General features: G+C 58.5%; 18 protein-coding genes and 1 tRNA gene. 8 read left to right on the top strand and 11 right to left on the bottom strand.

The window, feature by feature from the left end; genetic code table 11:
- Nucleotides 1-246: 246 nt before the first annotated feature.
- The 3 genes from msrQ to NIT7645_RS17005 form a co-directional block, all read right to left on the bottom strand.
- Entirely contained in the window at nt 247-843 is a 597-nt protein-coding gene (msrQ, locus tag NIT7645_RS17015) for a protein-methionine-sulfoxide reductase heme-binding subunit MsrQ (RefSeq protein WP_050687617.1), read from the bottom strand.
- Complete coding sequence (msrP, locus tag NIT7645_RS17010; RefSeq protein WP_008562018.1) at nt 843-1,763, bottom strand: protein-methionine-sulfoxide reductase catalytic subunit MsrP; 921 nt, start codon at nt 1,761-1,763, stop codon at nt 843-845. The genes msrQ and msrP overlap by 1 nt, the downstream gene beginning before the upstream one ends.
- Nucleotides 1,764-1,834: 71 nt before the next feature.
- Nucleotides 1,835-3,328, bottom strand: coding sequence for an FMN-binding glutamate synthase family protein (locus tag NIT7645_RS17005; RefSeq protein WP_008561903.1), 1,494 nt, complete (start codon nt 3,326-3,328; stop codon nt 1,835-1,837).
- A 116-nt stretch (nt 3,329-3,444) separates the two neighbouring features.
- Here NIT7645_RS17005 and NIT7645_RS17000 point away from each other — a divergent pair, with 116 nt between their 5' ends.
- Both NIT7645_RS17000 and NIT7645_RS16995 read left to right on the top strand, forming a co-directional pair.
- Nucleotides 3,445-3,930 carry a DUF302 domain-containing protein gene (locus NIT7645_RS17000; protein WP_008561738.1) on the top strand — a complete coding sequence of 162 codons (486 nt, stop codon included), beginning with the start codon at nt 3,445-3,447 and terminating at the stop codon, nt 3,928-3,930.
- A 64-nt stretch (nt 3,931-3,994) separates the two neighbouring features.
- Nucleotides 3,995-4,552: a hypothetical protein gene (locus tag NIT7645_RS16995; RefSeq protein WP_008559633.1), complete on the top strand. Its 558-nt coding sequence runs from the start codon at nt 3,995-3,997 to the stop codon at nt 4,550-4,552.
- A 124-nt stretch (nt 4,553-4,676) separates the two neighbouring features.
- On the opposite strand, the gene clpB is transcribed toward NIT7645_RS16995, so the two are convergent.
- Nucleotides 4,677-7,295 carry an ATP-dependent chaperone ClpB gene (clpB, locus tag NIT7645_RS16990; RefSeq protein WP_008562924.1) on the bottom strand — a complete coding sequence of 873 codons (2,619 nt, stop codon included), beginning with the start codon at nt 7,293-7,295 and terminating at the stop codon, nt 4,677-4,679.
- A 281-nt stretch (nt 7,296-7,576) separates the two neighbouring features.
- Between clpB and pyrF the strand changes: the two genes are divergently transcribed.
- Nucleotides 7,577-8,278 (top strand): orotidine-5'-phosphate decarboxylase, encoded by a 702-nt coding sequence (gene pyrF / locus NIT7645_RS16985; protein ID WP_008559863.1) that lies wholly within the window; start codon nt 7,577-7,579, stop codon nt 8,276-8,278.
- A 450-nt stretch (nt 8,279-8,728) separates the two neighbouring features.
- On the opposite strand, the gene NIT7645_RS16980 is transcribed toward pyrF, so the two are convergent.
- Nucleotides 8,729-9,163, bottom strand: coding sequence for an NUDIX hydrolase (locus NIT7645_RS16980; protein ID WP_008562804.1), 435 nt, complete (start codon nt 9,161-9,163; stop codon nt 8,729-8,731).
- Between the two features lie 178 nt (nt 9,164-9,341).
- Between NIT7645_RS16980 and NIT7645_RS16975 the strand changes: the two genes are divergently transcribed.
- On the top strand, nt 9,342-10,622 hold the full coding sequence (locus NIT7645_RS16975) for a DNA polymerase IV (protein ID WP_370728878.1): 1,281 nt from the start codon (nt 9,342-9,344) through the stop codon (nt 10,620-10,622).
- Nucleotides 10,623-10,624: 2 nt separating this feature from the next.
- Here NIT7645_RS16975 and NIT7645_RS16970 read toward each other — a convergent pair whose 3' ends face one another.
- Nucleotides 10,625-11,485, bottom strand: coding sequence for an N-formylglutamate amidohydrolase (locus NIT7645_RS16970; protein WP_008561624.1), 861 nt, complete (start codon nt 11,483-11,485; stop codon nt 10,625-10,627).
- A gap of 160 nt (nt 11,486-11,645) precedes the next feature.
- Between NIT7645_RS16970 and NIT7645_RS16965 the strand changes: the two genes are divergently transcribed.
- From NIT7645_RS16965 to NIT7645_RS16950, 4 genes are all read left to right on the top strand, one after another.
- Nucleotides 11,646-11,720 (top strand) — tRNA-Val (locus tag NIT7645_RS16965).
- An 80-nt stretch (nt 11,721-11,800) separates the two neighbouring features.
- Nucleotides 11,801-11,926, top strand: a complete 126-nt coding sequence (gene ykgO / locus NIT7645_RS16960; protein WP_008562923.1) for a type B 50S ribosomal protein L36 — start codon at nt 11,801-11,803, stop codon at nt 11,924-11,926.
- Between the two features lie 271 nt (nt 11,927-12,197).
- Nucleotides 12,198-13,214 carry a Fe(3+) ABC transporter substrate-binding protein gene (locus NIT7645_RS16955; protein ID WP_050687614.1) on the top strand — a complete coding sequence of 339 codons (1,017 nt, stop codon included), beginning with the start codon at nt 12,198-12,200 and terminating at the stop codon, nt 13,212-13,214.
- Nucleotides 13,215-13,477: 263 nt separating this feature from the next.
- Nucleotides 13,478-14,341 carry a CobW family GTP-binding protein gene (locus NIT7645_RS16950; RefSeq protein WP_008563268.1) on the top strand — a complete coding sequence of 288 codons (864 nt, stop codon included), beginning with the start codon at nt 13,478-13,480 and terminating at the stop codon, nt 14,339-14,341.
- Nucleotides 14,342-14,412: 71 nt separating this feature from the next.
- On the opposite strand, the gene NIT7645_RS16945 is transcribed toward NIT7645_RS16950, so the two are convergent.
- From NIT7645_RS16945 to NIT7645_RS16925, 5 genes are all read right to left on the bottom strand, one after another.
- Nucleotides 14,413-16,089, bottom strand: coding sequence for an ABC transporter permease (locus NIT7645_RS16945; protein ID WP_008562910.1), 1,677 nt, complete (start codon nt 16,087-16,089; stop codon nt 14,413-14,415).
- Between the two features lie 185 nt (nt 16,090-16,274).
- Nucleotides 16,275-17,492, bottom strand: a complete 1,218-nt coding sequence (locus tag NIT7645_RS16940; protein WP_008563016.1) for a phenylacetate--CoA ligase family protein — start codon at nt 17,490-17,492, stop codon at nt 16,275-16,277.
- 15 nt (nt 17,493-17,507) lie between these two features.
- Nucleotides 17,508-18,344, bottom strand: coding sequence for an ABC transporter ATP-binding protein (locus tag NIT7645_RS16935; RefSeq protein WP_008561702.1), 837 nt, complete (start codon nt 18,342-18,344; stop codon nt 17,508-17,510).
- A 159-nt stretch (nt 18,345-18,503) separates the two neighbouring features.
- Nucleotides 18,504-19,787, bottom strand: a complete 1,284-nt coding sequence (locus NIT7645_RS16930; protein WP_008562529.1) for an ABC transporter substrate-binding protein — start codon at nt 19,785-19,787, stop codon at nt 18,504-18,506.
- 90 nt (nt 19,788-19,877) lie between these two features.
- Nucleotides 19,878-20,954 (bottom strand): branched-chain amino acid ABC transporter permease, encoded by a 1,077-nt coding sequence (locus NIT7645_RS16925; protein WP_008561035.1) that lies wholly within the window; start codon nt 20,952-20,954, stop codon nt 19,878-19,880.
- Between the last annotated feature and the right edge of the window lie 3 nt (nt 20,955-20,957).

The raw sequence follows: 20,957 nt of genomic DNA, 5'->3' as shown, positions 1-20,957 counted from the left end.
AAACAACAATCACCCGCAACCCGAAAATGAACAGAAATCAGACTTTTTCCAAAAATTCTGAAAATATATGCAAAAACAAATGGTTATGAACGATCACACCGCCCACATATCGCTCTTACCACTCCCTTAGCCTCTGATAACGCCTGCCTTTTCAGCACATCAGGCCGACTCGGGGCAGGAATCCCGCCCCCTGCCCCCGCGAGTCACCTGATTTCACGGGCGTTTTTGGCGTCGGCGCCGGGATGATCAGACCACGCGGAGCTTTTGCAGCGGAGGCAGCCGCATCACCAGGAGCCCCCCAATCAAGGCAAGGTAGATCAGTGGCTCCAGCTGGAACCCTTTGGCCAACATCACGTAGTGCAATGCGCCAAGCAGGGCGGTCGGGTAAGTCAGGCGATGGAGCTGACGCCACTTGGGGCCCAGGCGACGAACCGACATGTTGTTGGAGGTGACGGCAAGCGGGACCATCAGAACAAAGCCGACCATTCCAATGGTGATATACGGCCGTTTGACGATATCGGCGATGATCTGGTCCAGAAGCTGAACGTCCAGCACCAGCCACACCATCAGATGGCAGACCACATAAAAGAAACAGAGCAGTCCGATCGCGCGGCGAAATCGCATGAGATTGAGACCGGCAAGACGCCGCAGTGGTGTCACCGCAAGGGTGAGGACCAGAAGCTGTAGGGCCAGTTCACCATAACGGTGCTCCAGCGCCTTGACGGGATCAACACCCAGATCACCATTGAGCGCCTGATAGAACAGGACGCCGGCAGGCAGAACACCTGCGACATAGACCAACCAGACGGGCAAGCGGCGGAGGAGGGTATTGATCTGCTGCATCAGAAATTCCGTGCCAGATCCATCCCCTCGTAGAGAGAGGCGACCTCTTTCTCGTAGCCGTTGAACATCAGTGTTGGCTGACGCCGGGCAAAGAGACCGCCGCCGATGCGGCGTTCACTGGCCTGGCTCCACCGCGGGTGGGAAACATTGGGGTTCACGTTGCTGTAAAACCCGTACTCGCGGGGGTTGGCCATGTTCCAGCTGGTTGGCGGTTCCTTGTCTGTCAGGGTGATCCGGACAATCGACTTGATCGATTTGAAGCCATATTTCCACGGCACAACAAGACGCAGAGGCGCGCCGTTCTGATTTGGCAGGGGTTTGCCGAATATCCCGGTGGCCATGATTGTCAGCGGGTGGCGGGCCTCGTCAAGGCGCAGCCCCTCACGATAGGGCCAATCCAGCACCTTATAGGCAGTGCCCGGCATCTCGGACGGGCGATAGAGCGTTTCAAAGGCCACGTATTTCGCGCCATCCTGCACGCCTGCCACGTCCAGAAGATCGGCGAGTTCGAACCCCTGCCACGGCACGACCATTGACCAGGCCTCTACGCAGCGGAAACGATAGATCCGTTCCTCCAGCGTCATGGCGTCGAGGATCTGCTCCATCGAATAGCTGCCGGGACGATCCACCATTCCGTCGATTTCCACACTCCACGGTGTTGTGGTCATCTGACCGGCATATGCTGCGGGATCGGTTTTCCCGGTGCCGAACTCATAGAAATTGCAGTAGGAGGTCACATCTTCCCAGCTGTTTGGCTCCAATGCTTCATCGCCTGCCGCCTGTGCCTGCCCCGCTGTCAGACCAGCCAGCCCCAGCCCCGCAGCCCCACCAAGACCGGCCATGATCTGGCGGCGGTTCAGAAAGGCCGCATAGGGCGTGACATCTTCCTTGGTCAGGTCGTTTTTCCAGCGATGGGCCATTCGGCGTCTCCTTTTCTGTCCTCTGCTCTAGGACCTAAGACAGACGCCGGGGCTTTCCAAAACATATCGTCTCACGTCTCCGCGATGGCACTGTAACCTGGCATCAGCTCATGCATCGGGCGACTGGTGCCATCCTCTTGCATGATGCGCACATGCCGACGACGCAGTTGCCGGGGTTCGTTGACCCCAACCGAATGGGCGATGGTCTCCACCTCGTGGATGATCTCGCGCGCATAACGCGCCACGCGAGTTGATTTTTCCTCGACCACGAGGCCCTTTTGCAGGTGTTTGTCATGGGTGGTGATCCCTGTGGGGCAGCTGTTCTTGTTGCACTTGAGCGCCTGGATGCAGCCAAGCGAGAACATGAAGCCGCGGGCCGAGGTCACAAAATCGGCGCCTGCCGCAAGCGCCCAGGCCACATCGCCGGGGTTCACCAGCTTACCCGAAGCAATCAGGCGAATCCGATCCCTCAACCCGTATTCATCACGCAGATTGCATACAAGCGGGAGCGCCTCGCGGACCGACATGCCCACAAGATCAATCAACGGCATGGGCGCAGCACCGGTGCCGCCTTCACCACCATCCACTGTGATAAAATCGGGCGCACTGTCATCCTTGCGGGCCGCGATATGCAGGAACATCTCTCGCAGGGCAGCTTCTGCCCCCACCACCAGCTTGATCCCGACGGGCTTGCCGGTGATCTCGCGAACATGGGCGATCATGTCGAGCAGCTCATCATAGGTGCCGATCTCGGGATGGCGGTTAGGGGAAATACTATCTTCGCCCTCAGGGATGCCGCGGATTTCCGCAATCTGTTTGTTCACTTTTGCGCCGGGCAGAATACCGCCTTTTCCGGGCTTCGCGCCCTGGGCCAGCTTCAGCTCGAACATACGCACGCTGTCATGGCTCGCGACCTTGCGCAGCTGTTCGTCGCTCAGCCGACCTTCGGCATCGCGGACACCATATTTTGCTGTCCCAATCTGGAACACCACATCGCAGCCGCCCTCAAGATGAAAGGGGCTGAGCCCACCCTCACCGGTGTTGTACCAAACACCGGCTTCTTTTGCGCCACGGCTGAGGGCGCGCACAGCAGGTGCAGACAGCGCGCCATAGCTCATTCCCGAGATGTTAAAGAAAGAAGGCGCCATGTAGGGCGTTCGCGCCGTTGGCCCGATCAACAGGGGTTCGCTCTCGGCCTTGCCCGTATCAAGCGCTGGGAATGCCGCGTTCACAAAGATAGGCGTGCCGGGAACGTTGAGGTTTCTGGTTGAACCAAACGCAACAGTATTGCCTTTGCCTTCTGCTGCCCGACCAACCCACTCCCGCTGGGCACGGTTGAATGGCATCTCTTCGCGGTCCATCGCAAAAAAGTACTGACGAAAGAACTCCCCCAAGGTCGAAAACAGCCCACGGAACCGCCCGATCACCGGATAGTTGCGTCGAACGGCATCTTCTGTCTGAAGCCGGTCCACGACAAACAGACATGCAGCCACCAAAACGATGGCCCCAACTGCAAAAACAAATGCGTAGACGAGAAATTCTATGGCGTTTGCCGCGAAACCCATGCAAAAACTCCTATATATCTATGGAACGCGCGGCCCATCGGCCTGTCCGCCCCTAACAAGCTTGCCGTAATCCGGTCAGCGGGCAAGTCACCTTTGTTCACAATGGGAGAATATCCATGTTTGCCAGAAACCGTTTGAAGTCTGCCCGTGCGCCCGCGTTCCTAGCCGTAGTCATTTCCTGTCTTGCGATGGCCCCAATCCCCGCAGCAGCCGGAGAAGAGGACCAAATCGTCAGCTATCAGACAACTCTGTCATTTGATGATGTGACCTTTGGTCTGGAAAATGCAATCACCGACCGTGGGCTTCTGGTGGATCATACCAGTCACGTTGGTGACATGCTGGAACGCACGCGCGAGGATGTCGGCTCTGACATTGTGCTGTTCGAGCAGGCCAAGGTTTATTCCTTCTGCTCTGCCCGCTTGTCGCGCGAAGTGATGGAAGCCAATCCGATGAATATCGCGTTCTGCCCCTATGACATTTTTGTCGCCCAGGTCCCCGGCGCTGACAGCGTGACGATTGGCTTTCGCGCGTTCCCAGAGGGAGAGATGCAGGTGATCCAATCCCTGCTTGATGAAATCGTGCTGGAGGCCATCGAGGAGTAATTTCCCCTCAGATCCTTCGCGACCTTTTGCTATAGTCCCCGCAAATACGGATCGGGACACATTCATGATAAAGCATCTGGTTGCAGGCCTTCTGCTGGCAGCATCTTTCCTGAGCGCCTGTACCGCATCGCCCCCGCCCGAAGACGGTGAGGTCTCGCAACTGGCGGACGCGCTGCAGCAGATGGGGCCGGGTATTGACCCGGACGAGGCCCGCCGCGCCGCTGCGCTGGCCTTTGCGCATTCAACAGATCTGGCCACATCCTATGGGGTGACGACCTCTGCCATTTTGCACAACACACTGGTCAACAGCGGCGTCAAACAGCGTGGGCTTTGCAAACACTATGCCGAGGACATGCAAAGACGACTGTCGCAGGAGGGGTTCACGACCTTGACTGTGCTGCGCGCTATCGCAGAACCACGCAACAGCTTTCGCATTGAACACAGCTCTGCGGTGATCGCGCCCGTTGGTGGCGACATATATAATGGGATCATCATCGACCCCTGGCGCGACGCCGGCGATCTGTATTGGTCGCCGACCCGCGCAGACCCACGTTATGACTGGGAACCCCGCATGACAGTTTTGCGACGCAAACACGAAAGGCGGCTGGCGTCAGAGGGCTGAGCCTGCGTCGCACAAGACGCCGACAACGGCAGATCCCACACCAGTGGAAAAATGCAAAAGGCCCGCAAGAAAGAGCGGGCCTTTATAATTTCTCACTTCAGGCCGGCTTCAGCCGGGCAGCACGTCAATGCACCACTGCATCATCCGGTCGCGGCCGGTCCGTCGTTCCGATGCGATCGCCAATGATGAGCCCCTCGGCCCCGGCTGACACCGGTACGGTGTCACCATCGCGGATATCCCCGGCAAGCAACATCTCGGCAAGGGGGTTCTGCAGCGCGCGCTGGATGACCCGCTTCAACGGCCGCGCACCAAAGACAGGATCATAGCCCTCATCAGCCAGCCAAGTTTTCGCGCCATCGTCCAGTTGCAGCGCGATCTTGCGACCAACCAGCCGTTTCTCAAGCCGGGCTAGCTGCAGCTCCACGATGCCATCCATGTCCTTGCGCCCCAACCGGTCAAAGATGATCGTCTCATCAAGACGGTTCAGGAACTCCGGCCTGAAATGTGCGCGGACGGCATCCATCACATCGCGCTTGGCATCCGCGGCATCCGCACCATCGGGCAACTGGCTAAGGGCCTGCGCACCGAGGTTCGACGTCAGGATAATAAGCGTCTGCTTAAAGTCGACCGTCCGGCCCTGCCCGTCTGTCAGCACACCGTCATCCAAAACCTGCAGCAGCACGTTAAAGACATCCGGATGTGCCTTCTCGACCTCGTCGAACAGAACCACCTGATACGGTTTGCGCCGGACCGCTTCGGTCAGAACACCACCCTCATCATAGCCGACATAACCCGGAGGCGCGCCGATCAGCCGGGCCACGGCATGTTTCTCCATGAACTCCGACATGTCCACGCGAACCATCGCGCTGTCATCGTCGAACAGGAACTCGGCAACCGCCTTGGTAAGCTCTGTCTTGCCGACGCCGGTCGGACCAAGGAAGAGGAACGAGCCAAGTGGCCGGTTCTCGTCATTCAGTCCAGCGCGGGCGCGACGCACTGCATTGGCAACAGCGGTCACCGCCGCATCCTGACCAATCACACGGCCATGCAGATCATCTTCCATCCGCAACAGCTTCTCGCGCTCACCCTCCAGCATCTTGGAGGTCGGGATGCCGGTCCAGCGCTCTACCACACCTGCGATCTGCTCAGGGCGCACCGCCTCTTCGACCATCAGCCCGTCGCGTTCAGATGCTTCTGCCTCGCTCAGCTGCTTTTCCAATCCCGGTATGACGCCATAGGACAGCTCCCCCGCGCGGGCGAGGTTGCCCTCACGCTTGGCAATGTCCAGATCAGCGCGCGCCCGATCAAGCTGCTCTTTCAACTCGCGGGCTGAGGCCAATTTATCGCGCTCAGACTGCCATTGCGCTGTCATTTCCGCGGATTGCTCCTGCAGGTCAGACAATTCCTTTTGCAGGGTCTCGAGCCGGTCTTTGGATGCGGCATCATCTTCAAGCTTCAGCGCCTCTTCCTCGATCTGCATCTGCAAAATCTGGCGATCCAGCGCATCCAGTTCTTCGGGTTTGCTGTCCACCTGCATTCGCAGACGCGCGGCCGCCTCGTCCACGAGGTCGATCGCCTTATCAGGCAGGAACCGATCAGTGATATAGCGGTGCGACAAGGTCGCAGCGGCAACAAGGGCAGCATCGGCGATGCGCACGCCATGGTGCAGCTCGTATTTTTCCTTGATACCACGCAGGATGGACACGGTGTCTTCCACTGTCGGCTCGCTCACCAACACGGGTTGGAACCGGCGCGCAAGAGCCGCATCTTTTTCGACGTATTTGCGATATTCATCCAAAGTGGTCGCACCAATACAGTGCAGTTCACCCCGGGCAAGCGCAGGTTTGATCAGGTTGGCCGCGTCCATTGCACCGTCGGATTTACCAGCGCCCACAAGGGTGTGCATCTCATCAATAAAGAGAATGATCTCGCCCGCAGCCTCTGTGACCTCGGTCAGGACCGCCTTAAGACGTTCCTCGAACTCACCTCGGTATTTCGCGCCCGCGATCAGGGCCCCCATATCCAGGGACAAGAGCTGCTTGTCGCGCAGTGATTCAGGCACATCCCCATTGACGATGCGCAAAGCCATCCCTTCAGCGATTGCGGTTTTACCGACACCCGGCTCACCAATCAGCACCGGATTGTTCTTGGTGCGGCGGCTCAGCACCTGCATCGCACGGCGGATTTCCTCGTCTCGGCCGATGATCGGGTCAATCTTGCCCTCACGAACAGCTTCGGTCAGGTCTCGGGCGTATTTTTTCAGGGCGTCATAACCATCTTCTGCGCTGGCGCTATCCGCCTTGCGTCCCTTGCGAATGTCATTGATCGCCTCGTTCAGGGCCTGCGCTGAAACACCCCCTGCATCAAGGGCGTCCTTTGCCTTGGACTTCACCATGCAGAGCGCCATCAAAACCCGCTCTACAGGAACAAAGCTGTCCCCAGCCTTTTCAGCGATCTTGGCCGCTTCGTCCAAAACCTTCGCGGTCTGACCGTCAAGGTAGACGTCAGCAGACGCACCCTGCACCTTTGGCAGTTTGGACATAGACAGATCCAGCGCCTGAACCACTTGGGCCGGGGTGCCGCCTGCACGGGAAATCAGATTGCTCGCGAGCCCCTGATCATCATCCATGAGAGCCTTGAGCAGATGCTCTGGCATAAGTCGTTGATGATCTTCACGTCGCGCAATGGTCTGGGCCGCCTGCACAAAGCCACGGGCCCGTTCAGTGAACTTGTTCAAGTCCATCTTGCTCTCCTTTTATAAGCGCCCCGTTCAGTGGCAACGCCCGCTTTGCGGCACGTCCCGGTCAGGGCCTCGCATCAAATGTGGGAGATCTTGGCGTCTCTTCAAGATCACCATGCGGCAAATATGTCACCAAATCCCTGACTTCGATCAAACTTCCCCGTTTCTGCACGATAGCCGCATGGATGAACCTGCACTGCAAGAATTGGGTCTTTCCTCCCTGCTCTGGCGGGTCTAAGCAGACTGGCAATCCCAGACCATGCCAGCCCAGTAGGAGATCTCTGATGACGACGCTTGCCGATGACCGCCTGATCGTAGCAATGGACGTACCCAACGCCATCGCGGGTTTGAAACTGGCCGAAGATCTCGGAGACGCCGTATCCTTTTACAAGATCGGCCTTGGCATGCTCACAGGAGGTGGGCTTGCGCTGGCAAACGAACTGAAACAGGAACATGGCAAGCGCATCTTTCTGGACATGAAATTGTTCGACATCAGCGCAACGATTGAGGCGGCTGTGCGAGGCCTTGCTCAGTTTGATCTCGATTTTCTAACAGTGCACGGTGACCCGCATGTGGTGCGCGCCGCAAAAGAAGGTGCAGCGGGCACAGATCTCAAGATCCTCGGTGTGACCATTCTGACATCCCTCGACCGGGGCGACCTTGATGAGGGACTGATCAAGGCAGGAGATATCCCGGATCTGGTCCAGGAACGCGCGGGCCTTGCCCTGTCTGCCGGGGCCGATGGAGTTATCGCAAGCCCGCAAGAAGCCGCGCTTATCCGCGCCCTGCCAGAAGCGTCGGGCAAGCTGATCGTAACACCAGGCGTACGCCCTACAGGTGCAGATCTTGGCGATCAGAAGCGGGTCGCAACCCCTGCAAGCGCTCTTGAAGCTGGCGCAGACCATATCGTTGTCGGCCGCCCGATCTGGGCCGCGCAGTCGCCGCGCACTGCAGCACAGGATATTCTGGCCACCCTGCCGCGCTAAGGCAGAAGCCCCGCGCAGATCGCTCTAGCGCTGCTCCAAAATTTCAAAAACACGATATCCCCTGCCGTCCAAGCCCACGGCAGGGGATTTTCAATACCGGACAAAATGACCCTCACGGGCCTCCCCTGATCAAAACGCCCAATAATTAGGCAAAAAGAAAATTTGGTAGAGACCTAGAGAGAGCCGCATATCAGGCCCCAAAAACACACATTGACCTTAGGTCAACTTGCCAAAACCAAAGGAAACTTTTCTTGGTGCCCGCTACAGCTGCGCCGAATTGTCCTGTGCCCCCAAAACCACACACCCAAAAGCAGAATTACATAATCCTGCGCTCATGCTTTGAGAAATGGACGAAATGACCGACCCTGAGGTCAAGACACTCCCCAAGACGACCAACTCTTCCTGAGGTTCGTCACCTTCCCCCGCTTTCAGCAGCGGGGGCCTTTCTTTTCAGCGACAGATCCGTGTCAGCCCCGCATGCCCATCGGCGTGTGCAAGATACTGCCTTAGATAGTCCGCGAAATGGGGCACCGCGAGGGGATGATCCAGGTACCACTGCGGCGTCACCAGCGCCCAGCCCTGCCCCTCATCTCCCAGAACGATGTCACGCTCCCTTTGCGCGGGCAGATGAGCAGCAAAGAACCAAACCCGGCCATTTCGCCGTTCATAGCTTTGGCGCCATGTGATTGCCGACACATCAACCTCAAGCCCGACTTCTTCCCGTGTCTCGCGCAAGGCGCAGGCTTCCGGGGTTTCCTGACCTTCACGTCCGCCTCCGGGGAAATCCCAATGGCCAGGGTAAGGAATATGGGCGAAATCATCCCGCTCGATCACCAAAAGGCGCCGACCGACGAACAAGGCCAGTTTTGCACCGTTGAATGTCATCTGAGCTGTCGTCATTTGAATGCGTCCTAAAGACATTCGCCGCGTCGGAGGATAACTTGCTGTTCTGCCCGGATCGCGCGATTCCCGCCCGCATCTGAACATGTTGTTTTGCCCGATGACAGACCCTGAGACGACACACCCCCATATTGACCCGTCAGAGGAGCAGCCGCCTGTTCCTTTGCAGGTGCTGTGCCGGGAATGTCTGTCCTATGGCGTGATGAAACCAAAAGGTGGCAAGGCCCCCGTCGCGCGCCGTTGTCCCAAATGCCAAAGCCCTCGGATTAAGGCCCATAGCGAGCTTTTCTCGCTGTCGATTGCTCACATGGATTGCGACGCTTTCTATGCAAGCGTCGAGAAACGCGACAATCCCGAACTGGCAGATAAGCCGGTGATCATCGGAGGCGGCCGCCGCGGCGTGGTTTCAACAGCCTGCTATGTGGCCCGCATTCGTGGTGTTCGCTCAGCCATGCCAATGTTTCAGGCGCTCAAGCTGTGTCCGGATGCGGTGGTGATCAAACCGCGGATGGATGTCTACGTCGATGTAAGCCACAAAATCCGCGCAATGATGGACGAGCTGACCCCCGATGTTGAGCCCCTCTCACTGGATGAGGCCTTTATGGACCTGAGTGGGACGCAACGGCTTCACGGGGCTCCGCCCGCGGTGATGCTGACCCGCCTTGTGAAGCGGATGAAAGATGAACTGGGGGTCACAGGCTCTATCGGGCTGTCGCACAACAAGTTCCTGGCAAAGGTGGCGTCCGACCTCGACAAACCACGTGGATTTTCAGTCATCGGGGCTGCCGAGACCGCTGACTTTCTGCATGACAAACCCGTTCGCATGATCTGGGGCATCGGTCCCGCTGCCCAGGCCTCTCTCGAAAAGGCAGGGATTCGCCATTTCTCCGACCTGCTGCGCTGGGAGCTCATTGATCTGACCGCCCGGTTTGGCTCGATGGGGGAGCGGCTCTATCACCTCGCGCGGGGCCAGGATCGCAGGCGTGTATCGGCAAATGCACCAGTGAAATCCATCTCCAAGGAAACCACCTTCAACGAAGACACAGCCAATATGGAGGTATTGGACGGGCACCTCTGGCGCCTTGCGGAAAAAGTCTCGGACAGGGCCAAGGCAAAGCAGCTCGCTGGCCGTGTTGTCACACTCAAGTTGAAACGCGCCAATCACAGCAGCCTCACACGGCGCCAGTCTTTGCGGGATGCCACCCAGATTGCAGACACGATCTACAGAACTGCCCGCAGCCTGCTTGATCAAGTCGGAGACGAGGGACCATACCGTTTGCTTGGCTGCGGGATTTCAGAGCTCGTGCCAGAAACGCAGGCAGACATCACAGGGGATCTGCTGGACCCTCAGGCCGTCCAGCGGGCAAAGGCCGAACGCGCCACAGATGCCATTCGCCAAAAATTCGGCGATGCCGCCATCCAGAAAGGGCGCGCCCTGCGGTAAACCTATTCGGCGGCCAGGGCGATCCGATCAAATCGGAGTTGCGAGATCTCAGCGACCACATCGGTCAGAACCTTGCGCAGGGGCTCAAAGTTCGCCGTTTTCTCAATTCGAGCTTCATCCATATAGAGACTTCGGTCGATTTCGACCTGAATGGCGTGCTGCCCCCGCGTTGGCCGACCATAGGCCTGGGTGATATAGGCCCCCGCAAATGGCGCATTGCGGGCGACCTTCAGCCCGGCGGACACAAAAGCCGCCTCGACCCTGTCGATGATCTCTGCGCTGGATGCAGCGCCAAATCGATCTCCAAGGACCACATCCGGCAGCCCCCCAATCCGGCGGCCAGACGTGGCGATCGCCTCGTGCGGCATGGAGTGGCAATCGATCAGTACCGCCTGACCGAACTCGACACGGGCCTGATCCAGAAGATTCTGCAAAGCAGCGTGATAGGGACGCCAATGGGTGTCAATTCTGCGATGAGCCTCTGTCTGGCTCAGCTTCCCGCAATAGATTGCGCGACCATGAGCCACGACACGAGGTATCACGCCCAGCCCAGAGGCCACACGGGGATTTTGCCCCCGTTTCACCACCCCGTCGATAAGCGCGGGATCAAGCTCCTCTATCGATCGATTGAGATCCACATAGGCGCGCGGAGCCTTTGCCATCAGCAGCGGCATCCCGAATCGCGGCGCGGCCTGGAAAAGTTCGTGTACAAAGGCATCTTCTGAACTGCGCAGCTGAAGCGGATCCAGAATCGTCTGGGCCAGAAACGCATCGCTGTAGTCCGAACCACTGTGCGGAGACGCGAAAACCACGCCTGAGCGCAGCTTGCGCGGCCTTTTTACCGAAAAAACTGTCTCAGACATGCGGGCTCCGGCCGATGAAATACAAGAAACAGCATAGTCTGGAAATTTCTGTGGTCAAAAGCTCTTGCACCCCCCTCCGACTCATTTTATAGACCCCTTCACCGGCGCGGTTATCCGCGCCCCATTCACTTTGGGGCCAACCGCAAACACTGGTATTCATGGGCGATTAGCTCAGTGGTAGAGCACTTCGTTGACATCGAAGGGGTCACAAGTTCGAACCTTGTATCGCCCACCATGAATTCATTGTTTTGATCCACGGATCGGAACACCCGCTAACCCAGGCGCTGGTTCGCGCCGCAGAACAGGAGATAGGCCATGAAGGTCAAGAACTCGCTCCGCTCGCTCAAGAACCGGCACCGTGACTGCCGCGTTGTGCGTCGTAAGGGCCGTGTCTATGTGATCAACAAGACCCAGCGCCGCTTTAAAGCACGCCAGGGCTGATCGCCAGACGCAGCATAGCTGATTTCGGAAAACCGCATCTTCGGATGCGGTTTTCTTCGTTTCAGGGCCTGCGTTCACCTCTATCTCTCCGTCTTTTCCGACCCGCACCCCCTGCCATCGCAGCGGCAGATTTCCGCTGCGACGCTTTTTCCCGATCATTTTTGTCGGTTTTGATTTGCATCTTTTGCCGAATCCTTTATCTGAGCAAATCAGTCGGGTTCAAAAGCAATTGCTGAGAACCCAGAAAAGTTTTGAATAGATGGGATGTACCATGCTGAAATCGACCACCATTCTGGCCGGCGCCCTGACCGCCGCCGTTGCAACCACTGCCGCAGCCGAGGGTGAGCTGAACCTCTACTCCTCCCGTCACTACGATACCGACGAACGCCTCTACACCGATTTTGAAGAGGCAACCGGTATCACCATCAACCGCATCGAAGGCAAAGCAGACGAGCTGATCGCCCGTATGCAGGCCGAGGGTGAGAACTCTCCCGCAGACGTTCTGCTGACTGTCGACACCTCCCGCCTGGCACGTGCCAAGAACGCGGGCGTCCTGCAGTCGATTGAAAGCGCAACCCTGGAAGAGCGCATTCCTGCCAACCTGCAGGACAACGACAACCAGTGGTTCGGTTTCTCCCAGCGTGCGCGCATCATCTTTGTCGACACCGACGAAGTCGCCAACCCGCCGCAAACCTACCTGGACCTGGCAAAGCCTGAATACAAAGGCATGGTGTGCCACCGTTCCTCCAGCAACGTTTATTCCCAGACCCTGCTGTCCTCGATCATCGAGAAACACGGCGAAGAAGCCGCACGTGAATGGGCAGCTGGCATGGTCGCGAACTTTGCTCGTGCGCCACAGGGCGGCGACACAGATCAGCTGCGTGGGATCATCTCGGGCGAGTGCGACATCTCCGTCGCGAACTCCTATTACTTTGCCCGCGCTCTGCGCAAAGACGTCAAAGGCCTGACCGCGGACATCGACCAGATCACCTGGATCTTCCCCTCTCAGGACGCTGAAGGTGCGCACATGAACCTTTCCGGCGGCGGCGTTGCAGCCCATGCGCCGAACCGTGAGAATGCCATCAAGTTCCTGGAGTATCTCGCCTCTGATCAGGCTCAGCAGTACTTCTCTGGCGGCAACGACGAATTCCCCACCGTGCCCGGCGTGGAGAAATCCGAAAGCGTTGCCAAACTGGGTGAATTTGTTGCTGACGACGTGAACCTGTCTGACGTGGCAGAGAACCTGCCGACTGCACAGAAAATCTTCAACGACGTTGGCTGGGAATAATTCCAACAACCCTGTGAACAGTCACGCCACCCGATGACGTGACACGCAAGGCGCAGGGCTTCCCTGCGCCTTTTCTGTGCGGACAAATGCCCAGCAGCCCGGTCCGAATACTCCCCTCCTGCAATTCTGGCACGCCGATGAAGCCAACAGCTCTCTGGACGGCTGCGGACGCACCGCCTATAGCATCCTCCCCAACACAGGATGCGCCAATCGGGAGGGTCGTCACCAATGACACATCAGTCGCAGCAGCCAGAGGCTCGGGCATGATCCGAACACCGGTTACGATCGTCAGCGGCTACCTTGGCGCGGGAAAAACCACGTTGATCAATCGCCTACTGCAGGAAGACCACGGTCTGCGCATGGCCGTGCTGGTCAATGACTTCGGCAAGATCAATATCGATGACGCCCTGCTGATGGACCGGGGCGCCGAGACTGTCGCGCTGAGCAACGGATGTGTGTGCTGTTCACTGGGCGATGATCTTGCACTGGCACTGCACCAAACGCTGAGCTCTGACACCGTTCCGGATCATATCGTGATCGAGGCCAGTGGCCTGTCCGACCCAGTGGCAATTGCGAACACAGTCATGAATGACGCGCGGCTGAGCTACGGTGGCATCGTGACGGTCGCAGACGGAGAGAACCTTTCGTCCCTGATCGAGGATGACCTCCTTCGCGATCAGGTCGTGCAACAGATCCGCGCCGCGGACACGGTGTTGATCAGCAAATGTGCGCGCCCCGCTGACGGGGTGATGCAGCAACTCGCCGAGCTTGGTGCAAGAACGCCGGTGGTGTTGGGCGAGGCCCCCGTTGCGGATCTGTTGTTTGATGTCCTTCCCTTGCCACTGGGAGCCAAGACAAAGGCAGCACATCGCGCCTATGTGACCTGGCACCATAACTCCACCACTGCAATTGATCGCCGCGCCCTTGGCGACAAGCTGGCCGAGAGACCGGAAGGCATCTATCGGATGAAGGGTTTTGTGCTGACCAACGGTGGCGCGTATGAGCTGCACGTCGTGGGCCGCCAAGTATCGGCCAAACGGTGTGAGGCGAAAGAAACCGCGCTGGTGGCACTGGGCCCGGCAGACCGCGTCACCCGGGATGAAATCGAAGCATGGTGGGCCAGCTGAACCACCGCTCTCTTTAGTCAATAAAAAGCCGCGTTGCCTGACGCGGCTTTTTTTGGGGCAAGGCGGCTGAGTTAGTGCCTGCGCCCGACCTGTCGACAGATCAGAATGACAGGCAGCAAACCAACCAGCATGATCACGAGGGATGGCACAGCCGCCCCCTCCAGGCGTTCATCCGAAGCCAACCGATACGCCTGCACAGCCAGGGTGTCATAGTTGAACGGCCGCATGATGAGCGTTGCCGGAAGTTCCTTCATCACGTCGACAAAGACAATCAACAGGGCAGTCATCAGGCTTGGTGTCAGAATGGGCAGGTGCACCCGGCGCAGCATACCCAATGGGCCCTGCCCCAATGACCTTGCTGCTGCATCCATATTCGCGTGCAGTGTCGCCTGCCCTCCCTCATAGGCGCCAAGCGCGGCGGCCATGAAGCGCACCATATAGGCCGCGACCAAAAGCCAGATGGACCCGGTAATCAGCAGACCAGTCCGGATTTCGAAGTTCGCGCGCATCCATGCGTCCAACGCGTTGTCAAAGGCCGCAAAAGGTACCATCAGGCCGACGGCGATCACCCCTCCCGGAACCGCATAGCCCAAACGGGACACATGCCCCGCGAGCGCCGAGGGACGCCCCGGACGCAGCCGCTGGTAGAACCCAAGACAGATTGCAGCGCCAACCGTCAGCATCGCTGCCGTCATGGCCAGCGTCACGGAATTCTGAAGGAAACCGAGGTAGCGTTTGCTGAACAGGCTTTGTTCTGATTCCAGCCCCATCTCAAACAGGACCAGAACCGGCAGAACGAACCCCAAAAGAACCGGCAGCGCGCAGAACACAATAGCCAGCGCGGCCTGTCCGCCTCGCAGCTCAACCGGTGGCATCTTAGCTTGCTGCTTGCCAGCATGGTGATACCGTGCCCGGCCCCGACTGGTTCGCTCTGCCAGTGCCAGAGCCAGTGCAAACCCGAGGAGACAAAGCGCCAATTGTGCGGCCCCTGTGCGGTCACCAAGAGAAAACCAGCTGGTATAAATACCCGTCGCAAAGGTCTGGACACCAAAATAGCTGACGGTGCCGAAATCAGCGATTGTTTCCATCACCGCCAGCAGCACCCCCGATGCAATCGCCGGACGCGCCATCGGCAAGCTGACCCGCCAAAAGGCCTGCAGGGAGGTATTGCCCAAGGCCCGGGCAGCCAGAAATGCACCTGCGCTCTGCTGCACAAAGGCAGCTCGCGCCAGCAGATAGACATAGGGATAGAGGACCAGAACAAGCATCAGGGCGGCACCGCCTACTGACCTGATTTCTGGGAACCAGTAATCCCGTGGCCCCCAGCCTGTCACTTCACGCAAGGTGGTCTGCACAATGCCGGGGTGGTCCAGAATGAATGTATAGGCATAAGCCAGAACATAGGCCGGGAAGGCCAATGGCAGAACCAAAACCACCTCAAGGAGACGCACGCCGGGAAACCGGGTCATCGTCACCAGCCACGCCGCGCCAACACCGACCATACCGGTTCCGATAGCCACCAAAAGGACCAGAACAAGGGTCGTGCCCGCATAGCCAGCCAGCACTGTTTCCATCAGGTGACGGATCGTGTCCGTTCCCCCTGTTGCAGCAGCCAGCGCGACGGCAACCATCGGCAGCAGGCAGGCAAGAGCCACAATCCAGGCAACGATCGCAAAAGCGGTGCCGCCGCTTTTCTTGCTGCGCCGTCGTTTGGAAGGAACAGAGGGTATCTGCGTCGACTTGCTCATGGGTCCGGGCTCATATCAGTGCAGACCTCTATTTCGATCATTTTCGTCGGAATTGCCAGCAACAAAGGCGGCCCGCATCCATTCGCCGCGCGCCCGAGGGGTCACAGCACAAAAAAGCACGACCAGAGAGATATCTCCGGTCGTGCCAGTCGGGGACCCTCATCAGGTCAATTCACCCATCGGGTTCAGTCGTAGCTGCGTTGATCTTCGATCACGAGCCCATCCTTCGGCAGGGCACCGGGCGCGACGATTTCGATCTTGCCCTTGAGCTTCAGCACCTCAACAACAGACTTCGCATAGGCCATCTCGTCGCCATCGGCCGCCTCAATCTGGACAGTCATGGCATCCATCTCGCCGTCACGGCTCGCAACAACGCGGGCCTTCACGATCTCGTCGTGCTTGTCGACCAATGCAGCGACCTGTTCTGGACGAACAAACATGCCTTTGATTTTGGTCGTCTGATCGGCCCGCCCCATCCAGCCTTTGATCCGCATGTTGGTGCGTCCGCAGGGGGATTGACCAGGCAACACCGCAGACAGATCGCCTGTTGCAAAACGGATCAACGGGTAGTCTGGATTCAAAGTTGTAACGACAACCTCGCCAACCTCACCCGCTGCGACTGGCGTGCCAGTGCCGGGCGTGACGATCTCCACGATGACCTGCTCATCAACGATCATCCCTTCCATCGCCGCACTTTCATACGCGATATTGCCGAGATCCGCAGTCGCATAAGACTGCAGGCAGGTGATCCCACGGTCGGCATATTCCTGACGCAGTGACGGGAACAGGGCGCCGCCGCCGACAGCCGCCTTGCGAAAGCCCAACTCCACCCCCATCGCATCTGCACGATCCAGGATCACCTTCAGATAATCTGGCGTGCCCGCATAGGCGGTTGCGCCGACATCACGGGCAGCGGTGACCTGCAGTTCTGTCTGACCCGTTCCTGCAGGAAGGACAGCGGCTCCCACGGCACGTGCCCCGCTTTCAAAGATCATGCCCGCGGGCGTCAGATGATACCCAAAGCAGTTCTGGACGACATCACCAGACCCAATTCCCACGGCGTGCAGGAAACGGCCCATCCGCCACCAATCATGATCAACCCCACCTGGTTCGTAGATCGGACCTGGCGACTGGAACACATGCGCAAACCCGCTCGCTGGCTTTACGGTAAAGCCACCAAAGGGTGGGTTCGCGGCCTGGGCCTTGCTCAGATCAGACTTTCGCAGCACCGGCAGACCCGCAAGATCTGTGACGCTGGTGATCGCTGCGGCATCAATCTGCCCCAGGCTGTCACCGTAACCGGCCGCTGTCTGTGCGCGGCCGATCTGCTGAGGCAGCAAGCGCGCGATATCAGCTGCGCGTGCATCCGCGCTGCGGGTTTCCAGCTCGTCAAAATAGCTCATGTCAGCCTCCCCGCCTCAGCTCAACCACCGCTTACGACGGCGATAGGACCGCACATCACGGAAGCTCTTGCGTCCTTCGTCCGACATGCCGAGATAGAATTCCTTCACGTCCGGGTTTTCACGCAGCTCGGCTGCTGGCCCATCCATCACGACGCGGCCAGATTCAAGAATGTAGCCATAGTGCGAGTAACGCAGAGCAACGTTGGTGTTCTGTTCTGCAAGCAGGAACGTAACGCCCTCATTCTCATTGATCGATTTCACAATTTCGAAAATCTGCTCCACCAACTGCGGCGCCAAGCCCATGGAGGGCTCGTCCAGCAAAATGGTTTCCGGGCGGCTCATCAGCGCGCGGCCCATCGCAACCATCTGTTGCTCGCCCCCGGAGGTGTAACCCGCCTGGCTGCGGCGGCGCTCCTTGAGGCGGGGGAAATAGCTGTAAACCATCTCCAAATCGCGCTGGATGTTCGCCTTGCCATCACCGCGGGTATACGCACCGGTCAGGAGGTTCTCCTCGACCGTCAAATGTTCAAAACAATGGCGGCCTTCCATCACCTGGATGACGCCCTTCTTCACCAGCTCGGCGGGATCAAGATCCTGTACCCGTTCACCGCGATAGGTGATGGAGCCCTTGGTCACTTCGCCGCGCTCTGAGTGCAGGAGATTCGAAACAGCCTTGAGCGTGGTCGTCTTGCCCGCGCCGTTGCCGCCCAGAAGGGCCGTGATACCGCCCTTGGGCACCTTGAGGCTGACACCCTTCAGGACAAGGATCACGTGGTTGTAGATCACTTCGATGTTGTTGACCTCAAGCAGCGTGTCTGCCTGCACATCGGTGGGTTTGGCTGTATCCAGCATCTTTTTTATCCTCACGTGGTCCCGACCGTTTCTGCCCTGGACGGGGTTTGTTGCCGGGTCTGTCTGTGGATGCGGCGCAAGCGCGCCGCATCATGAGTCCACTGCGCAATCAGCGCAGGGTGGTGGACCCCAACCCTTGCAGGTCAGGATCCCGCCACATCAGTTGCAGCGCTGTTCGATGTTGTTCTCTGCCGCATAAGCAGCGGAGTCTTCGTCGATCAGCGGCTGGATCACGTCACGGTCGCTCTGCGCAAAATCAGAGATCAGCGTCCACTCTTTGGCAGAGGCATCCCACTGGGTCATGCCAACCAGACCCGGACCACCGTGATTTTCACAGGAGACGTTGAACGCCGGACCAAACAGCGGCATGCCAAGTGCAGACATGCGCGCTTCAGGCATTTCCAGCGCTTCCATACCGTCGCGCATCATCGCAGGGGTGATGTCGGCGGTACCGTGGATTTCCTGAGCAGTTTTTGCAGCTTCGACAGCCAGCATCGCCGCATACATACCGCGGTTGTACAGAACGTTGCCGATCTGATCGCCAGCACCAGCTGCAAGGCCCTTGTCCACAACATGTGTCTGAATGTCGTCAAACACCGGGAAGTCACGGCCAACACCGTGGAAGGTTACGGCCTTGTAGCCATCCGCCTTTTCACCTGCCGGCATCACGTCATGTTCTGCACCGGACCACCAGACGCCGATGAAGTTCTCCATCGGGTAGCGGATGTTTGCCGCTTCCTGAATGGCAACCTGGTTCATCACGCCCCAGCCCCACATGATCACGAAATCAGGACGGTCACGACGAATTTGCAGCCACTGCGACTTCTGCTCCTGACCGGGGTGGTCAACAGGCAGGGTCGACAGGGTGAAACCATGCTTCTTGGACAGCTCTTCCAGTGTGCGGATCGGCTCTTTGCCATAAGCGGAGTTGTGGAACAGCAGCGAGATCTTCTTGCCGTTCAGATCGCCATCGTTGGCTTCGAGCAGGTAGTTGATAACACCCGATGCACCATCCCAGTAGTTCGCGGGATAATTGAAGACGTTGCTAAACACTTTGCCGTTCGCAGCCGAGGTCCGGCCATAGCCCATGGTGTGCAGCGGAATGCCGTCCGCGGTGACTTTGGGGATCAGCTGGTAGGTAATCCCGGTGGAGAGCGGTTGATAGATCAGCGCGCCTTCACCTTTGGTGGATTCATAGCATTCCACGCCCTTTTCGGTGTTGTAGCCGGTCTCGCATTCGATAACGCGTGCCTTAACACCGCCGATGCCGCCGTCACGCTCATTCACCAGTGTGAAATAGTCAGCGTAGCCATCCGCGAAGGGAATGCCACCAGCAGCATAGGGGCCGGTCCGGTAGCTCAGCGACGGGAACACAAGGTCTGCCATTGCAGGGCCAGCGGCCATCGCGGCGCCCAGCGCCAGTGTCGTCAGTTTCAGTTTCATCGGGTCTCATCCTCCCTTGAATTGTCCGATGGGGGTCATGCAGGGATTGATCTTATTGTTTCCCCGCCGTCTTGGTCAGCCAGCCCCGCCTTAGTGCGGGAAGGGCCAGAGTCTCAGCTTCTCCTTGGCCACGCGCCACAGCTGGGCCATGCCATGAGGTTCAGCAATCAGGAATACGATGATCAGCGCGCCCACGATCACAAGCTGGAAATGGGCCACGATATCTGTCGGCCAGCCCAACACGTCCACGCCAACCACCTTCAGGATCACCGGCAGCAGGACCAGGAACGCCGCGCCGGCAAAGGATCCGAAGATCGAGCCCAGGCCACCGAGGATAACCATGAAGAGCACGAGGAATGACTTGTTGATACCAAAGGCTTCACCAACCTCTACCGCGCCGAGGTAAACCGCAAAGAACAGTGCGCCGGAGATGCCGATAAAGAACCCCGAGACACCAAAGGCCGAGAGTTTGGCCTTAAGCGGGTTCACACCAATGATTTCGGCAGCAATGTCCATGTCACGGATCGCCATCCAGCTACGCCCGACGGTGCCGCGGGTCAGGTTGCGGGCAACAAGCGCGCAGAAGGTCAGGAAAATCAGGCTGAACATGTAGGTAGCCCAGGCCGGTGCATTCGGGCCGGTGATGATGATGCCAAACACATCACGCTCCGGCGCGTTGATCTGACCCGAGGCCGAGTAGTTGTAGAACCACGGCACCCGGTTGAAGAGCCACACCAGAAAGAACTGTGCCGCAAGCGTCGCAACCGCAAGGTAGAAGCCCTTGATGCGCAGGGACGGCAGGCCAAAGGCAACGCAGACCAGCGCCGTGATCCCACCTGCAAGCAGAACGTGAATGAACATGCTCACCTCGGGGAAGGCAGTCATCAACTTGTAGCAGGCATAGGCGCCCACTGCCATGAAACCGCCGGTGCCCAGCGACACCTGACCACAGTAGCCGACCAGGATATTCAGTCCGATCGCCGCGATCGAATAGATCAGGAACGGCAGCAGAATTGCATTCGCCCAGTAGTCGTTGATGAAGAACGGAATGACCAGAAAAGCAAAGGCCATGACAGCGTAGTACCGGATCCGGTCAAACTTGATCGGGAAGGTCTGGCTGTCCTCTTGGTAGGAGACTTTGAAATCTCCGGCTTCACGATAGAACATGGC

It is taken from the genome of Phaeobacter italicus (genome assembly GCF_001258055.1).
In the GTDB taxonomy this organism is placed as follows: Bacteria; Pseudomonadota; Alphaproteobacteria; order Rhodobacterales; family Rhodobacteraceae; genus Phaeobacter; species Phaeobacter italicus.
The sequence above is the reverse complement of the archived record's forward strand: the minus strand, read 5'-3'. Positions and strand labels throughout refer to the sequence as shown.

Excerpts from the sequence above, each read along its gene's own strand:
- NIT7645_RS16930 (WP_008562529.1), bottom strand. The coding sequence starts at position 19,787 with ATGAAACTGAAACTGACGACACTGGCGCTGGGCGCCGCGATGGCCGCT.
- pyrF (WP_008559863.1), top strand. The coding sequence starts at position 7,577 with ATGACGACGCTTGCCGATGACCGCCTGATCGTAGCAATGGACGTACCC.
- NIT7645_RS16925 (WP_008561035.1), bottom strand. The coding sequence starts at position 20,954 with ATGTTCTATCGTGAAGCCGGAGATTTCAAAGTCTCCTACCAAGAGGAC.
- NIT7645_RS17005 (WP_008561903.1), bottom strand. The coding sequence starts at position 3,328 with ATGGGTTTCGCGGCAAACGCCATAGAATTTCTCGTCTACGCATTTGTT.
- NIT7645_RS16935 (WP_008561702.1), bottom strand. The coding sequence starts at position 18,344 with ATGCTGGATACAGCCAAACCCACCGATGTGCAGGCAGACACGCTGCTT.
- NIT7645_RS17000 (WP_008561738.1), top strand. The coding sequence starts at position 3,445 with ATGTTTGCCAGAAACCGTTTGAAGTCTGCCCGTGCGCCCGCGTTCCTA.
- NIT7645_RS16955 (WP_050687614.1), top strand. The coding sequence starts at position 12,198 with ATGCTGAAATCGACCACCATTCTGGCCGGCGCCCTGACCGCCGCCGTT.
- NIT7645_RS16950 (WP_008563268.1), top strand. The coding sequence starts at position 13,478 with ATGATCCGAACACCGGTTACGATCGTCAGCGGCTACCTTGGCGCGGGA.
- NIT7645_RS16970 (WP_008561624.1), bottom strand. The coding sequence starts at position 11,485 with ATGTCTGAGACAGTTTTTTCGGTAAAAAGGCCGCGCAAGCTGCGCTCA.
- msrP (WP_008562018.1), bottom strand. The coding sequence starts at position 1,763 with ATGGCCCATCGCTGGAAAAACGACCTGACCAAGGAAGATGTCACGCCC.
- NIT7645_RS16980 (WP_008562804.1), bottom strand. The coding sequence starts at position 9,163 with ATGACATTCAACGGTGCAAAACTGGCCTTGTTCGTCGGTCGGCGCCTT.
- NIT7645_RS16940 (WP_008563016.1), bottom strand. The coding sequence starts at position 17,492 with ATGAGCTATTTTGACGAGCTGGAAACCCGCAGCGCGGATGCACGCGCA.
- NIT7645_RS16995 (WP_008559633.1), top strand. The coding sequence starts at position 3,995 with ATGATAAAGCATCTGGTTGCAGGCCTTCTGCTGGCAGCATCTTTCCTG.
- ykgO (WP_008562923.1), top strand. The coding sequence starts at position 11,801 with ATGAAGGTCAAGAACTCGCTCCGCTCGCTCAAGAACCGGCACCGTGAC.
- msrQ (WP_050687617.1), bottom strand. The coding sequence starts at position 843 with ATGCAGCAGATCAATACCCTCCTCCGCCGCTTGCCCGTCTGGTTGGTC.
- NIT7645_RS16945 (WP_008562910.1), bottom strand. The coding sequence starts at position 16,089 with ATGAGCAAGTCGACGCAGATACCCTCTGTTCCTTCCAAACGACGGCGC.
- clpB (WP_008562924.1), bottom strand. The coding sequence starts at position 7,295 with ATGGACTTGAACAAGTTCACTGAACGGGCCCGTGGCTTTGTGCAGGCG.